The organism is Paenibacillus sp. 1182 (assembly GCF_017833915.1).
Taxonomy (GTDB): Bacteria; Bacillota; Bacilli; order Paenibacillales; family Paenibacillaceae; genus Paenibacillus; species Paenibacillus polymyxa_D.
Genome location: NZ_JAFICR010000001.1, coordinates 424,426 through 439,668 on the forward strand (window position 1 = coordinate 424,426; position 15,243 = coordinate 439,668).

The 15,243-nt window shown below is 45.5% G+C and carries 12 protein-coding genes and 1 riboswitch; of the genes, 8 read left to right on the plus strand and 4 right to left on the minus strand.

Features of this window, described 5'->3' with window-relative positions; translation table 11 throughout:
• Both JOD82_RS02105 and JOD82_RS02110 read left to right on the plus strand, forming a co-directional pair.
• On the plus strand, nucleotides 1-699 hold the full coding sequence (locus JOD82_RS02105) for a response regulator transcription factor (RefSeq protein WP_007432526.1): 699 nt from the start codon (nucleotides 1-3) through the stop codon (nucleotides 697-699).
• The gene (locus JOD82_RS02110) at nucleotides 696-2,120 is read left to right on the plus strand and encodes a sensor histidine kinase (RefSeq protein ID WP_029517454.1); all 1,425 of its coding nucleotides are present in this window, start codon (nucleotides 696-698) and stop codon (nucleotides 2,118-2,120) included. Before JOD82_RS02105 ends, JOD82_RS02110 begins: the two co-directional genes overlap by 4 nt.
• An 86-nt stretch (nucleotides 2,121-2,206) precedes the next feature.
• Here JOD82_RS02110 and JOD82_RS02115 read toward each other — a convergent pair whose 3' ends face one another.
• Complete coding sequence (locus JOD82_RS02115; RefSeq protein WP_029517455.1) at nucleotides 2,207-3,433, minus strand: glucose-1-phosphate adenylyltransferase; 1,227 nt, start codon at nucleotides 3,431-3,433, stop codon at nucleotides 2,207-2,209.
• A gap of 235 nt (nucleotides 3,434-3,668) precedes the next feature.
• Here JOD82_RS02115 and glgB point away from each other — a divergent pair, with 235 nt between their 5' ends.
• Together glgB and glgA are read left to right on the plus strand one after the other, a co-directional pair.
• Nucleotides 3,669-5,591 carry a 1,4-alpha-glucan branching protein GlgB gene (gene glgB, locus JOD82_RS02120; protein ID WP_029517456.1) on the plus strand — a complete coding sequence of 641 codons (1,923 nt, stop codon included), beginning with the start codon at nucleotides 3,669-3,671 and terminating at the stop codon, nucleotides 5,589-5,591.
• 21 nt (nucleotides 5,592-5,612) lie between these two features.
• Nucleotides 5,613-7,055: a glycogen synthase GlgA gene (gene glgA / locus JOD82_RS02125; RefSeq protein WP_029517457.1), complete on the plus strand. Its 1,443-nt coding sequence runs from the start codon at nucleotides 5,613-5,615 to the stop codon at nucleotides 7,053-7,055.
• 87 nt (nucleotides 7,056-7,142) lie between these two features.
• On the opposite strand, the gene JOD82_RS02130 is transcribed toward glgA, so the two are convergent.
• The gene (locus JOD82_RS02130; RefSeq protein ID WP_069011738.1) at nucleotides 7,143-8,213 is read right to left on the minus strand and encodes a glycine-rich domain-containing protein; all 1,071 of its coding nucleotides are present in this window, start codon (nucleotides 8,211-8,213) and stop codon (nucleotides 7,143-7,145) included.
• Between the two features lie 42 nt (nucleotides 8,214-8,255).
• Nucleotides 8,256-9,434 carry a M20 family metallopeptidase gene (locus tag JOD82_RS02135; RefSeq protein WP_209947436.1) on the minus strand — a complete coding sequence of 393 codons (1,179 nt, stop codon included), beginning with the start codon at nucleotides 9,432-9,434 and terminating at the stop codon, nucleotides 8,256-8,258.
• Between the two features lie 148 nt (nucleotides 9,435-9,582).
• Between JOD82_RS02135 and JOD82_RS02140 the strand changes: the two genes are divergently transcribed.
• The 3 genes from JOD82_RS02140 (at nucleotide 9,583) to JOD82_RS02150 (ending at nucleotide 12,829) form a co-directional block, all read left to right on the plus strand.
• Entirely contained in the window at nucleotides 9,583-11,046 is a 1,464-nt protein-coding gene (locus tag JOD82_RS02140; RefSeq protein WP_029517460.1) for an ABC transporter substrate-binding protein/permease, read from the plus strand.
• Nucleotides 11,033-11,755 carry an amino acid ABC transporter ATP-binding protein gene (locus JOD82_RS02145; protein WP_029517461.1) on the plus strand — a complete coding sequence of 241 codons (723 nt, stop codon included), beginning with the start codon at nucleotides 11,033-11,035 and terminating at the stop codon, nucleotides 11,753-11,755. Before JOD82_RS02140 ends, JOD82_RS02145 begins: the two co-directional genes overlap by 14 nt.
• 230 nt (nucleotides 11,756-11,985) lie before the next feature.
• Nucleotides 11,986-12,154, plus strand: a riboswitch (cyclic di-AMP (ydaO/yuaA leader).
• 6 nt (nucleotides 12,155-12,160) lie between these two features.
• Complete coding sequence (locus JOD82_RS02150) at nucleotides 12,161-12,829, plus strand: 3D domain-containing protein (RefSeq protein ID WP_029517462.1); 669 nt, start codon at nucleotides 12,161-12,163, stop codon at nucleotides 12,827-12,829.
• 193 nt (nucleotides 12,830-13,022) lie between these two features.
• Here JOD82_RS02150 and JOD82_RS02155 read toward each other — a convergent pair whose 3' ends face one another.
• On the minus strand, nucleotides 13,023-13,829 hold the full coding sequence (locus JOD82_RS02155; RefSeq protein WP_029517463.1) for a polysaccharide deacetylase family protein: 807 nt from the start codon (nucleotides 13,827-13,829) through the stop codon (nucleotides 13,023-13,025).
• 305 nt (nucleotides 13,830-14,134) lie between these two features.
• On the opposite strand from JOD82_RS02155, the gene JOD82_RS02160 reads away from it, so the two are divergent.
• A complete protein-coding gene (locus JOD82_RS02160; protein WP_029517464.1) occupies nucleotides 14,135-15,157 on the plus strand; it encodes an NADH:flavin oxidoreductase/NADH oxidase in 1,023 nt (340 codons plus the stop codon).
• Nucleotides 15,158-15,243: the final 86 nt, after the last annotated feature.

Sequence of the window (15,243 nt, forward strand, 5' to 3'; positions counted from 1 at the left end):
GTGAGTAAAGTTTTAATCATGGAAGACGAGGAATCCATTCGCAGCTTTATCGTCATTAATTTGAAACGTAACGGTTTTGAGGTGCTGGAGGCGTCGGAAGGGCATGAGGCTCTGAATATTTTGAACACGGTGCGGGATATTGATATTGCACTGCTTGACGTAATGGTACCCGGTATGGATGGTTTTGAAGTCTGTCGGAGAATCCGGGAGACGAATGAGCGCATCGGCATTATCTTTCTCACAGCGAAGGTACAGGAGCAGGATAAGGTATATGCCTTGTCTGTAGGGGCCGATGATCATGTGAGCAAGCCTTTTAGCCCGACGGAGCTGATTGCACGTATTCAATCGTTATTGCGTCGGGTGAATGTTCATCGTGAAACAGCAGCCAAAGTGTCCTTCCAGTCTGGACCGTTCACCCTAGATTTGATTGCTAAGCAATTTAAGAAGAACGGGCAGCTGATTGAGCTGACACCGACTGAGTTTTCCCTGATTCAATTTTTTCTGGAAAAAGAGAACACGCCGCTCAGCCGAGATGTTCTACTTGATCACGTATGGGGCAAAGAGTATATGGGCGATCCGAAAATTGTAGATGTGAATATCCGACGTCTTCGGCAGAAAATTGAAAACAATCCATCCGAGCCAGCCTTTTTACAAACAGTTTGGGGACATGGATATAAATGGAAAGGTCAGTCTCAATGATCAAAAAGGGAATTCGCCGACAGATTGTGCTTCACTATTTTTTCGTAGTGTTCTTAGCGCTTCTGTTAGTAGAAGTCATTTTTATGTTTGCACTCCGGTCGTACTATTACGATTCCATTTACAAACATATCGAAAGCCGTATCGAATCGGTAAGTGAATTTGCACCCAAATTTAAAGAGCCGGAACAGTCTTTGCAATCGTATTTGTTAAATACATTTTCTCTGCCCTTTACTGAACTGCAGTTGCTCGATGAACAGGGAAATGTAATTGATAACTCGACGAATTTTGCAGCAGATCTAAGTGTGCAAACAAGTGATGTGACACAAGCATTAGCTGGAGATACGGGCAAATGGATCGGAAAGCAACCGAGCACGGGGCAGCAGGTGATGGCGGTATCTCAAAAACTGGACAATATCGTCGGAGACCAGGTGTACGTTATTCGGTATACAACCTCGCTGGAATTGGTAAATGATAAGCTGTTTACGATTACGCTGTTTTCTCTTGGCATCATGGCAGCTGTACTGGTTATTGTATTTGTGGTCAGTACAGGGCTCGCGAATTCCATTGTTAGACCGATTAATAATATCCGCGATGTATCTGCTCAGATGGCTCAGGGGAGGTTTGATACACGCATTGAAGGCGATTATCGGTATGAGTTGGGTGAACTGGCTTCGACTCTGAACTATATGGCACAGGAAATTGTCAGAACAAATCAAATCAAGGATGATTTTATTTCATCTATATCTCATGAATTGCGTACTCCGCTTACATCTATTAAGGGTTGGAGTGAAACGTTAAATTCTGGCGGCTATGACCCCGAGGAGACGAAAATCGGGATGAAGATTATCTCTAAAGAGACGGATCGGCTGATTGGCTTGGTGGAGGAAATTCTCGATTTTTCCAAGCTGGAGCAAAATGCCATGAAGCTTGTAATGGGAACGGTAGATCTTCGGGAGCTTTTGCAGGAAATTATGCTGAACGTATGGGCCAAAGCAGAAATGAAGCAAATAAAACTTCAGCTTGATTCGGAAGAAGCGGCATATTTCGTCCATGGAGACGGTAACCGTCTAAAACAGGTATTTTTGAACATTGTGGATAATGCTATCAAGTTTTCGCATGAAAGCTCAATTATTTTTCTGTCGCTTCAACGGGTTGATGGCAATATCGAGATATCCGTACAAGATACAGGAATTGGAATTAGTGCTGAAAATCTTGCCAGAGTAAGAGACCGCTTTTTCCAGGTAGACCACCAAAACGGTGGTACTGGACTGGGATTGGCAATCTCACAACAGTTTGTCGAGCGCCATCATGGTCAGATGCTCATCAGAAGTGAACTGGGGGCTGGCACCACTATTACGGTTTCATTACCTGCTCTGCAAGCAGAGCAATCCGTGGAACCACCACAACTCACTGAAGAATAGATTTAAAGCCTACTTATAGGTGCAATTAGAAAAACAGCCAGTCCTCTTAAATCGGGAGGGCTGGCTGTTTTTGATTTGGGGTAACGTTATGAAGTAAAACCTTCGGCACGCAAGCGTGTATTGCGCTCGTAAGCTTCTTTCAGCATACGTGTAGTTTGCGGCCGTACCGCCATTTTACCAAATACCACTTCATTGGGTCCGATGACCATAATTTCGCCCGGACTGCCTTTAATGACAGCACCATCGCGAATCACAGCACCTTCACCAATAATCGCATGTTCAATATGGACGTTACGTCCAATGCGTGTGTCCGGCATAACGATACTTTCTTTGATGGCTGATCCTTTACCTACCTCGACACCACTAAATACAACGGAGCGTTCAATTCGGCCCTCTACTTGACAGGAATCATGCAACAAGCTGCCCAATGGCTGCGTTTGACGGTTAGGTACCTTTTGTGCGCTCAACCTTGTGCGGCGTTCACGTGTATACATCGGCCAATCCTTACGTTGAAGGTCGATCGCACAATTCTCGTGTAACAAATCCATGTGTGAATCCCACAGGCTTTTAACGGTACCTACGTCCTTCCAATAGCCCTGGAATTCATAAACGTACAAGGATTCTTGATCCGCTAACATTTTAGGTATGATATCTTTACCAAAATCATGACTGGATTGAGCATCCTGTGCGTCTTCTAACAGGTAGTTTCTCAAGTAATCCCATTTGAAAAGATAAATACCCATAGAGGCCAAATTACTTTCCGGTTTCTCAGGTTTCTCTGCAAATTCTGTGACACGTAGATCTTCATCCGCACTCATAACACCAAAACGGTGTGCTTCATCCCAAGGTACCTCCATGACAGAAATGGTAGCCGCAGCTCCTTTTTCCTTATGGTGGTTCAGCATTTCGCGATAATTCATATAGTAGATATGATCACCGGATAAAATAAGCACATGCTCCGGATTTTGGCTGTCAATATATTCAATATTCTTATGAATAGCATCTGCCGTTCCTAAGTATTCAGCGTTACCTGTGTTGTAAGATGGAAGCAGGGTAATTCCTTTGTCATCTGTTTTTGTAAGACCCCATGGTGTTCCATCCCCGATATGTTCGTGCAAGGATTCTGCCTCATATTGCGTCAGTACACCTACAGTATCAATGTCTGAATTTACGCAGTTACTGAGAGGAAAATCGATGATTCGGTAATGACCGCCAAAAGGTACGGCGGGTTTTGCAATCGTTGAAGTAAGGGGAGCAAGACGGCGTCCCTCTCCGCCTGCCAGCAGCATGGCAATGCATTCTTTATTAAACATTTCGTTTCCCTCCCGGTTTAGTTGTCAGTGTAGTACATACATAAACGGTATGGGGTACTCTTGAAACCATTAGGTATATAAGATTCCCCAAAAACTAAGGTTTATTTTTTTCCTAGTCATTTTTCTGTTCATTGTGGCTAGAATGGGGTAATAACTCAAGTCAGCTTTGAGCCAAAAGCGAATGCATTACCGATTCATACATTTTTACTTACAAACATATAAGGGTGGTGACGTGATGACAGACCAAACTCTTCCGCAACAGGCTATTTCATCGGAAGATATTTATTTGTTTCATGAAGGAACGCTTTATCACAGCTACCGATCTTTGGGTTCCCACCTTACTGTGGAGAACGGAGAACAGGGCGTCCGTTTTACGGTCTGGGCTCCTCATGCTCTCCATGTCGGGCTTGCTACAGATCGCAACAACTGGAATGGGGAACAGGATTCCTTATATAGGGTTCCCAAATCCGGTTTTTGGAGTCGTTTTTTTCCGGGGATATCCCAAGGAACTTTTTACAAATACGACATTACGGGTGCAAACGGTGAACGATTTCTGAAAGCAGACCCTTACGCGGTACGTGCTGAAGTGAGACCGGCAACGGCTTCTGTGGTAGCTTCTATAGATGGTTATACTTGGAACGATGCGATTTGGCGCCGAAAACGTAGAGCACCGTATGGAAAGCCTCTACACATATATGAGCTTCATCTGGGCACTTGGAAGCAAAAAGAAGATGGTACGTTTTATACATACAGGGAAATAGCTGAGCTTCTTGTGCCTTATGTGACTGATATGGGGTATACACATATTGAACTGATGCCGCTGAGTGAACATCCGTATGATCTTTCCTGGGGCTACCAACTTACTGGATATTTTGCACTCACAAGCCGTTATGGAGAACCGCATGATTTTATGTATTTGGTGGATCGTTGCCATCAGGCGGGAATTGGAGTGCTGATGGATTGGGTCCCAGCCCATTTTGCAAAAGATGCTCATGGATTAAGGCTGTTTGACGGATCGCCCCTGTTCGAATATGCGGATCCGCTGATTGCGGAAAAGCCCGGCTGGGGAACGCTGACGTTTGATTACAGCAAACCGGAGGTGCGTTCTTTCCTGATATCTAATGCGTTATTTTGGATGGATATGTACCATATTGACGGCCTGCGCGTAGATGCTGTGACGAGTATGCTACGGCTGGATTTTGAAAAGCAGGACGGTCAATATCGTTTTAACTCTAAGGGAGGTATTGAAAATGAGGAGGCTATTGCCTTCCTTCAACAACTGAATGAAACAGTATTCCGCTATTATCCGTATGCTCTGATGATGGCAGAGGAGTCCAGTGCCTGGCCTATGGTAACTTCCCCGGTAAGCGATGGAGGACTCGGTTTTAATTACAAATGGAATATGGGCTGGATGAACGATACGCTTGATTATATCGAAACGAATTTCGATCAGAGACCGGAGCGCCATAATTTGCTGACATTCCCCATAGCTTATGCGTACAGCGAAAATTTTACACTGCCATTGTCGCACGATGAGGTTGTTCATGGTAAGAAGTCGCTGCTTGATAAAATGCCAGGTAACTATGAGCAAAAATTTGCCGGGCTTCGAGCGCTTCTCGGTTACCAACTCACCTCGCCGGGCAAAAAGCTATTATTTATGGGAGGGGAATTCGGCCAATTCATCGAATGGAAGGATGAGGAGCAGCTTGACTGGTTTCTGCTGGATTATGACAGTCACCGTTCGCTGCACGCTTTTACGAAAGCGCTGAATCATTTGTATATTCAGGAAAAGGCACTATGGGAACTGGATCATTCGTGGGATGGATATCAGTGGATTGAGGCGGAGGACCGTGGGCAGAGCGTAATTACGTATTTACGTAAAAGTAAAAAGCCAGGAGATACATTGGTCGTGCTTATTAACTTTCAGCCCGTACCGAGAGAGAACTACCGAATTGGGCTGGAAAAGGCCGGGAGTTATATCGAACTGCTGAACAGTGATCATAAGGACTTTGGGGGAAGTGGCCAGCTAAATACCGGAATGATACGGACCGCCCGTATTCCTTGCCACGGTCAGCTTCACAGCTTGGAGGTGACTATACCACCCCTGAGCATCGTTATACTCAAGAAAGCGCCTCGGAGGCCTAAAAAAGCAGATTAACCACATAAGGAGGAAGCATATATGAACATTTTGTTTGCGGCAGCAGAAGCACATCCATTTATTAAAACAGGCGGGTTGGCTGATGTCATTGGCGCACTGCCGAAGGCACTTCGTCAGGCGGGGTGCGACGTCCGAATCATTTTGCCTAAATATGCGGGGATTCCCGATACTTATAAAAAGTCTCTACGTCCGGTAGCGGTAAAGCAAGTAGCCGTAGGCTGGCGTAATCAATATTGTGGAATAGAGGAACTGACATTAGACGGAATCAAGGTTTATTTTATAGACAATGAGTATTACTTCGGTCGTGACGGTATTTACGGTTATATGGATGATGGCGAACGCTTTTCCTTTTTTAACCGAGCGATTTTAGAAATGCTGCCTGAACTGAACTTTCGGCCGGATATTTTGCATTGTCATGATTGGCATACAGCAATGGTTCCGCTGCTTCTGAATGCCGATTATCGACATTTGCCCTTCTACAGCGATATTCGCACGGTGTTTACCATACATAATCTGCTGTATCAGGGGGATTTTCCGTATGAGGTCTTAACTGAGCTGCTCAACCTGGATGGGAGCTATTTCACCTCCGAGGGTGTGGAGTATCATGGCAGACTGAATTTTATGAAAGGTGGGCTTACGTACTCGGATCATGTCACGACCGTGAGTCCGACCTATGCAGAGGAGATTCAAACGGAATTTTACGGATATGGGCTTGAGGGTCTGCTTCGTAAATTGGGAGATCAGGGTCGCTTAACAGGGATTGTGAACGGAATTGACACCAAAAGCTATAATCCTGCTACGGACAATCGTATTTATACGAAGTACCGAACGAGTCTGACAAAGAAAAAGGAAAACAAAATTGGTCTGCAAAAGGAGCTGGGTCTGCCGGTACGGCCGGACGTACCTATGATTGCCATGGTAACCCGACTTGTAGATATGAAGGGGCTAGATCTGGTAACGAGAGTGCTTGATGAAATCTTGTATTATGATGATATCCAGTTTGTCGTTTTGGGAACAGGGGATCCGGCTTTTGAGCATTGGTTCCGTGAGGCAGCGGGACGCTATCCACTGAAAATGTCGGCGCAGCTTGCTTTTAGCGAACCTCTGTCACGAAAAATATATGCGGCAAGCGATATGTATCTTATGCCATCAAGGTTTGAGCCTTGCGGGATCAGCCAACTGCTAGCGCTTCGTTATGGAAGTATCCCTATTGTGCGAGAAACTGGGGGCCTTAACGATACCGTGCAGGCTTACAATGAGTCTACAGGGGAAGGAAATGGATTTAGCTTCACGAACTACAATGCACATGATATGCTGAACACCATTCGTCGTGCTGTTCATTTTTATCGCCAATCTGAGCATTGGTCGAAGCTTACACAGACGGCTTTCGCAGGAGAATATAGTTGGGATGTTTCAGCCGAAGCGTATATGGATATTTACCATTTGCTCACAAAGACGGACTGAACGGAGTAGGAACACCATATTCATATTAATGAAAAAGGGAATCCCTTTAGCCAGTGTTTGGCTGAGGAATTCCCTTTTTTGCTATGATCAGTCGCCCCCGCCACCACAGCTGCTTCCACATGAAGAGCCGCTGCTACACGAAGAATGGCTACCAGAATCGCCTGAATCATGGTGAGAAGAGCCTCCATGATGAGAACTGTCATGGGAGGAATGATGATGCGAGTGATGCGTATCCCAGTTCGAGCAGCCGCTTGCCGAGCTACAACCAGATGAGCTAGCTAACCCGGCATTGCCTGTAGCATCCGGGTGCATGTGTATGGCAAATTGTTCAGGTTGATACCATGAATACCATACAACAGCTAATAACAGATAGTCGACCTGTAAATAGTTGACCTTAGGCAATTGCTTACCCTCAGGATCATCCACCGCTTTATTCACCCGCTCGCGCAGATGTTGTACAATCTTATGAACCGTTTGTTGGGCTTGCTGTGAAATGGCTATATTCTCCTGAGTATTCCAACGGTTACCTGCTGGCTGCGCCGAAGTTGTGAGTTTGTAATAGTGTGAAAGCTCGTCGTTCGGTAATGGATGATTAAAAAAAGTCCCCCACAAACTGGCGCTATAGCGGTTCCAGCCAAAGCATTCCACATACAACCAATCAAACCACGCACGCTCCTCCGGCATCGGCTGAGAGCCGCCAGAATGGGGCGCATGGTGAAGCATACGACCAAAAAAAGCTTCCGAGAATTGCTGATATTCGCGGGTAAACATCAACATTTCGTGCCATAATTCATCCACATCACTACTGAACATAGGCACACGATTCATAATCGCGCATAGCATAAAATATCGTTTTAGCTCATGCCAACGCCAATCATATTCTTGCTCCGTAATCTCTGGGTGGGCTTCCATTACACGATTCCTTACGCTATGAGCATAGGAGACGGGAATGGATTGCTCCAATAGCTGCATCAGCTCCGTAATCTCTGGATGACGCTCCTGCGTAAGGGAAGAAGGAGAAGGGGAGCTGAGGAAAAAAGCATTCCGGCGCCGTGTTTTTCTGTTTCCCCGGTTCCTGCGTAATGCACGGAATATAAACCAAAAAATGATGAGGTCTATCACAATAAACAACGTCCAAAAGCTACTCATACTATCCATGATGGCTGGCTACTCCTTTCTGAAATAACACGGAATTAAGATTTAGCGTTCGTTATTCAGCAGAGCGAATTCTTTTTTTATCTGGGCTAGCAGTTCAGGATTCGTGATTACATCGCAAGCAGTCCATGCCAAAGTTCTCGCAGCCAGCAGCATTCCTTCCATGGCTCGGTCCTGCATCGCCAAATCGCGGAATTCTGGTGTATGCAAGGCATGCTTCTCGTCAATAACTTGAATGTAAGGATGGATAGCAGGGCAATGAAGCGATACATTTCCGATATCCATGGAGCCATGATCTTCGCCTTCCGTTATATCTTCTTGCGAAATGCCAGCCTGCACCAAATTTGCGGTAAACGCATCGGAAAGTACACGGTTCGTGACCATTTCATCATAAGAAGTCTCATAATTGGAGGTCTCCAAACGACACCCGGCCTGTAAAGCAGCTCCTTCAGCAATTTGAATAACACGGCGAGTCAGCGGGTTCAGTTCTTGACGTGTAGCGGCCCTTACATAAAATTGGGCTGAGGCGTAATCAGGAATAATATTGGCTGCTTGCCCACCCTGATTAATGATCCCATGGATACGCACTGTACTTTTTACTTGTTGACGGAACGCATTGATGCCATTGAACGTTTGAATCACAGCGTCCAGCGCGTTAATGCCTTCGTGCGGGCTGGCAGCCGCGTGAGCGGATTGACCAAAAAATTCGAATTGTACAGCATCAATCGCCAGCGATTTGCCTGATTTTTCGTAACGATCATAAGGATGCGTCATAAGTGCTATGTCGCAATCATCAAACAAACCGGCAGAGGCCATAGGGACCTTAGCACCACGAGTTTCTTCGGCAGGTGTGCCGTATACCCGTACTTCTCCACCAGTTTCGTCGATGATCGACTTGAGGCCAACGGCAGCACCGGTACTCATCATGCATATCAGATGGTGCCCACAGGCGTGTCCTAAACCTTTCAGAGCATCATATTCTGCCAGAAAAGCAACAATCGGTCCGGATTTTTCAGCTTTGTAAGTTGCAATAAAGGCTGTTTCTATGCCCAATACGGGTGCCTGGACCTCAAAACCGTGAAAAATGAGTTCTTCTTTTAAACGGGCAGCGGCCAGAAATTCCTCGTTTCCAAGTTCAGGATTTGCCCCAATATATAACGAAATGTCCTTAAAGCGTGGGGCATGCTGCTCAATTGTCTTTTGAATGGTCTGTTTAAAATTCATGCTGAAAACTCCTTTATATAAGCTGTAATGTAGGTACTGCGCTAGGTATGCTGAAATTGTACTATAACATTCATTGCATAATCATGCATATTCATTTATAATGACACAATCTTATTTATTATAAAGAATTTAAGGAGAGAAAAAAAGATTGAAAAAGGCATATCGTTTTACCGCCCTGGTTTTGACGGCGGTTATCTTGCTGTTGACGGGTCTTCCCATGCTCAATGCATACGGAACGGAAGCAAAGCCACAGAAAAAACTTGTAGTGGGCATGAGTGCCGACTTTCCGCCGTATGAGTTTCATAAAGTTATTAACGGTAAGGATACTATTGTTGGCTTCGATGTGGAAATCGCGAAGGAAATCGCCAAAGATTTGGGTGCGGAGATGGTCCCTGAGGACATGAGTTTTGACTCTTTGCTACCTGCTCTGCAAAGTGGTCGCGTAGACTTGGTACTGTCCGGTATGACACCGACGGATGAGCGTAGAAAAAGCATTGATTTTTCAGATGTATATTATCGCTCCAAGCAAGTCATTATGGTACGCCCAGAGGATAAAGACAAATATCCTACGATGGCTGCTTTGAAAGGCGAGAAGATTGGCGCGCAAAAGGGGAGTATTCAGGAAGAAATTGCTCAAAAAGTACCCAATGCCTCTGTAACCTCACTGGACAAAATATCCGATCTGGTACTCCAGCTGCGGACCCAGCGTATCAACGCTGTTGTGATCGAAGATACGGTTGCTAAAGGGTACACGTTAGATGGGACCGTAACACTTGCCAAAGCGATACCTGAGGATGCCGGAGCAGAAACTGCTGTAGGTATACGCAAGGGGAACGCAGAATTGCTTGCCTCTGTAAATAAAACGTTGGCTCGCCTGAAAGCGGACGGGTCGATTGAAAAGTTTTCTACAGAAGCGAGTGCACTCTCGGCAGATCGACAGGTTTCTTCTAATAACATCGTAGATATTTTTTGGAAATACCGCAGTCTTTACGCTACGGGTATTGGTTACACTCTGTTGCTGTCTGCACTCGGAGTACTGTTTGGATTTATCATTGGTCTGATCGTATCCTTGTTGCGGATGAGTGGTATACGCATCATTGAGTGGTTAGGTACCACATATGTGGAGATCCTGCGTGGCACACCTATGCTGGTGCAGCTCATGATCATTCACTACGGGATTGCTTTGACGCTGGGTGTCAATTTTACTCCACTCCAGTCCGGTATAATCACATTGTCTCTGAATAGCTCGGCATATCTGGCTGAAATTTTCCGTGCAGGTATCCAGGCAGTAGACCGTGGACAGATGGAGGCCGCACGCTCATTGGGTATGGGACGAGGCAAAGCTATGCGTCACGTCATTTTGCCACAAGCGTTTAAATCTATTTTGCCTGCTATAGGTAATGAGTTTATTACAATTATTAAAGAATCCTCCATTATTTCGACTATTGGTATGGTGGATATTATGTATCAAGCCCAGGTCATTAAGAATATTACCTACGAAGGATTAAGTCCGTTCATAATCACAGCCGCTATTTATTTTGTAATGACATTCAGCTTGTCTAAGCTGCTTGGTTTATGGGAAAGGAAGTTGAGAGCCAGTGATCACCGTTAAACAATTGCGTAAATCGTTCGGCAAGAATGAGATTTTAAAAGGCATTGATATAGATATCGCCAAAGGAGAAGTTGTCGTTATCATCGGTCCCAGCGGTTCGGGGAAGAGTACGTTTTTGCGTTGTATGAATCTGTTAGAACAGCCGACGGATGGGGAGATTTTATTTGAGGGCGAGCCGATTACAGCTCGTGGTCATAATATTAATGTAACCCGGGAAAAAATGGGGATGGTGTTCCAGCATTTTAATCTGTTCCCACACAAAACAGTGTTGCAGAACCTGACGCTTGCACCGACGCAGGTTAGAAAACAGTCAGGTAAGGAAGCGGAAAAAATTGCATTAGAACTCCTGCGTACCGTGGGGCTCGAGGATAAGAAGAATACCTATCCGAACCAGCTATCCGGTGGTCAGAAGCAACGTATTGCGATTGCGCGTGCTTTGGCCATGCAGCCGCACGTAATGCTGTTCGATGAGCCGACTTCTGCATTGGACCCTGAAATGGTTGGAGAGGTTCTGGATGTAATGAAGAAGCTCGCCGAAGGCGGTATGACAATGGTAATTGTAACGCATGAAATGGGCTTTGCCCGCGAGGTAGGCGATCGAATTATCTTTATGGATAACGGTCAAATTGTGGAGCAGGGTGCACCAGACCAGGTATTTGGCACTCCAAGCCATGATCGCACTCGTGATTTTCTTGCCAAAGTATTGTAAGAAAGTGCTGGTCTAATCATAAAAAAGCTCTCCGTTGACGGAGGGCTTTTCTTATTTTGTCACCATTTCCCCATACTTTCGTAACAAATATCGATTTCTTAATGACAAAATTGTAACGAGTGTAGTATGATGTTCAGGGTTCCCAACATTTTCATGCGGATAAGGTTACAAAATTGTGATATTATGCAGTAAGCCAAAACTTACCGGGACAGCATGCGGTTAGACAAGCGCTGAAATGCTGGCCCAAACTATGGGAAGTGCGGGGGACGTAACAACGGCAGCCATTCCGATACGTCATAAGACGATGAGGAATATGCCTAGGGGTGAATTGCACAAGCATAGGGCTTCTCCTGAGTCCGAATCCGACAGCTAACTTCGCAGGCATAAAAGAGGAGGTACATATCTTTGAAACATTTAAAACATATTGGTAAAACGATGAAAATTGCGGTGCTTGCCGCAGCTATTGCAGGGTTGGCACAGACAGCTGGAATAGCGGATGCTGCCTCGCTTCACACTGCCAAAGAGGGCGATACCTTCTTTTTGCTTGCTCAACGTTATGGAGTATCGGTAGACGAGCTAACAAAGGCTAACCCAAACATTGCCTCCAGCAATATATATGCAGGTCTGCAAATTAAGGTGCCTGGCGAAAAAAGTGTAAAGGCAGCTTCGGAATCGAAGCCGCAGCTTCTTACGGAGAAAGCAGCAGCGAATGAGGCGCCAACGATTGAAGCTTGGGGTAAAACATTCAACTATAGCAAAATAGTTGACGTTAAGGCTTCAGCGTATTCTGCCGCAGCCGATGAGAATGGTAAATGGGGCGCAGTGGACTACTACGGCAATCCGCTTAAACTAGGTACAATTGCGGTAGATCCTAACGTCATTCCGATGGGCACGAAAGTACTGGTTACAGGCTACTCCCATCCAGGTTTGCCGGATCATTCTTTTGTAGCTGTCGCTCGCGATCAGGGCAGCGCCATTACAGGAAAGCGGATTGATATCTTTATTCCAGGCAACAAATCATTTGTGAACGACTTTGGATTTCAAAATGTGAAGCTGTACGTTATTGATAAATAGCATTGTACGTATATACAGTTTAATTAAACATAATATATATTATGTAAACATAACGCCTATATCCGTATATATCTAGGTCGGACTCTTATCAGGTCCTATCCGTAAAAAGGCTGTCTTGACGAGCAGAATACTTCTGCTGGTAAGACAGCCTTTTTACGTTGCTTTAGCTTGGACCTCAATTATAAACATACTGTTATTTTCGTTCCGATGTGTGGAGTAGCCGGGGGACTGTCACAAATTTGTAGCCCTTAGCTTTTAGAGAGTGAATTAGACCCGGCAAAGCTTGGACAGTGCCTTGCAAGTTGGAACTTTGACCTCCACCAGCGTGCATTAAAATAATAGAGCCAGGCCCTGTAGCTGGAATCACATTTCGCTGAATTTGTGTTTTACTTAGTCCCTTCCAGTCGAGAGAGTCTACATTCCAGTTGACAATCATGTAGCCATGACGACGTGCCCACTTTATTTGAGGCTCTGTAATTTCACCGTAGGGTGGACGAATCAACTTGGGGCGAAAACCTGCGCTGGCTTGTAAAATACGTTCTGTTTTTGTAATCTGGTTGCGAAAGCGTTCTGGTGTAGCCTTCCTAAAATCCGGATGAGTATAGGAATGATTTCCTATAGCATGGCCTTCACGGATAATACGACGTATAATCCCCGGATGCTTTTCCGCACGGTGACCGACGATGAAAAAGGTGGCTTTGATGCCGTTGGCGTGTAATACGTCCAAAACCTGCGGCGTATACCTAGAATCGGGCACATCATCAAAGGTTAAGGCAATTTGGCGGGTGTGTGGGCCGCACATTTTAAAAATGTCCGCATGTTTTTTACGCAACATTGCTAATGTAGGAGTAGCTCGATCTGTACTCAGATGTACAGAAGAAGCAACAGCTGCTTCCTTGGGATGGGGCGTTCCGATCTTGGGAGGCGCATCCGCGTGAACGGGTAAACTTGAAAATGCTAGTAACAGTGCCAAGCATGGCAACACTCCCCTGTACGGCATATGTATCCCCCCTTTTCGTGCAGTGGTACCTAGTGGTGCTCTCGACTATTATGTACCTGTCCTATTAAAAATATGCTGGTTACCAAGTTAGGCTCATAAACGTCTGGAAAGAAGTTCGCGATGAAATGATTATCAATGAAGATGATGGAGCTAAACGTACATATTCTCTTAAACATGACCGAAAACAAGAGCATTTTCGCAAGTTTTAGCCTTACAACGGATTCGGTATCCCGTGACAGCTGGTGTATAATGGGGTTGCAATTCATAATTATACAGACATGGAATTGAAGGAAGGAAGGATAAAAGTGACCGACTTGTTTACTCCTTATCAATTAAAGGGGCTTTCTTTAAAAAATCGGATTGTTATGCCCCCGATGTGCCAATTCAGTGTGGAGGCCGAGGATGGAAATCCGACGGATTGGCATCATGTCCATTATGTGAGCCGAGCAGTAGGAGGTGCTGGTCTTATTATTGTGGAAATGACAGCGGTTCATCCTGATGGACGTATTACGGATCGTGATTTAGGTATTTGGAGTGACGAACATATTCCTGCATATCGTAAGATTGTAGAGGAAGTTCACAAGTATGGTGCCAAAATTGGCATTCAACTAGGCCACGCTGGACGCAAGGCCGAAGATGCTGAGCAACCTGTGGGTCCTTCTTCGATTCCTTTTAGCGAACGCCTTAAAAAGCCGCACGCCTTAAAGACAGCAGAAGTCAGGGAACTGGTTCAGGCATACAAAGAAGGCGCGCGCCGCGCGGTGGAAGCCGGTTTTGATACGGTTGAGATACATGGCGCTCACGGCTATCTGATCCATCAATTTCATTCGCCTTTAACAAATACGAGAGAAGATGAATATGGCCAGGATCTGTCACTGTTCGGTGTTGAGGTCATACATGCTGTTAAAGAGGTTCTTCCTGCTGATATGCCTGTGCTTATGCGGATATCTGCCAAAGAATACGTCGAGGATGGATATAATGTGGAATACATAACAGGTGTAGGGGAACGATATCGTGATGCAGGTGTGGACATTTTCCATATCTCTTCTGGTGGCGAGGGTCCAATTGGTTCTGGCGGAGGGCCGTCTGCGCGTGCTGGCTATCAGGTGGATTTAGCTCATACCGTCCGTGAAAAGCTGAATGTACCTGTAATTGCTGTTGGATTACTGGATGATTATGAGGACGCCCGTCGGGTTGTTCAGCAAAAAGAAGCTGATCTGGTAGCAATAGGCCGCGCCATGCTGCGTGATCCCTATTGGGCGTTGCATGCATCGCGGGAGCTAAAAGTACAGGCCGACATCCCAGAGCCTTACTTGCGCGGCTTTTAGATAATTTTTGAAACCCTCTTTGCAAAGCTTGCGTAAACATGTGTACAGAGCTTAAAATTTAAGCATTCAACTCTAGGAGGAACTTC

Bases quoted from the DNA above. Each gene is read 5' to 3' on its own strand.
- glgA (WP_029517457.1), top strand. From the start codon at position 5,613: ATGAACATTTTGTTTGCGGCAGCAGAAGCACATCCATTTATTAAAACA.
- JOD82_RS02115 (WP_029517455.1), bottom strand. From the start codon at position 3,433: ATGTTTAATAAAGAATGCATTGCCATGCTGCTGGCAGGCGGAGAGGGA.
- JOD82_RS02130 (WP_069011738.1), bottom strand. From the start codon at position 8,213: ATGGATAGTATGAGTAGCTTTTGGACGTTGTTTATTGTGATAGACCTC.
- JOD82_RS02135 (WP_209947436.1), bottom strand. From the start codon at position 9,434: ATGAATTTTAAACAGACCATTCAAAAGACAATTGAGCAGCATGCCCCA.
- JOD82_RS02110 (WP_029517454.1), top strand. From the start codon at position 696: ATGATCAAAAAGGGAATTCGCCGACAGATTGTGCTTCACTATTTTTTC.
- JOD82_RS02155 (WP_029517463.1), bottom strand. From the start codon at position 13,829: ATGCCGTACAGGGGAGTGTTGCCATGCTTGGCACTGTTACTAGCATTT.
- glgB (WP_029517456.1), top strand. From the start codon at position 3,669: ATGACAGACCAAACTCTTCCGCAACAGGCTATTTCATCGGAAGATATT.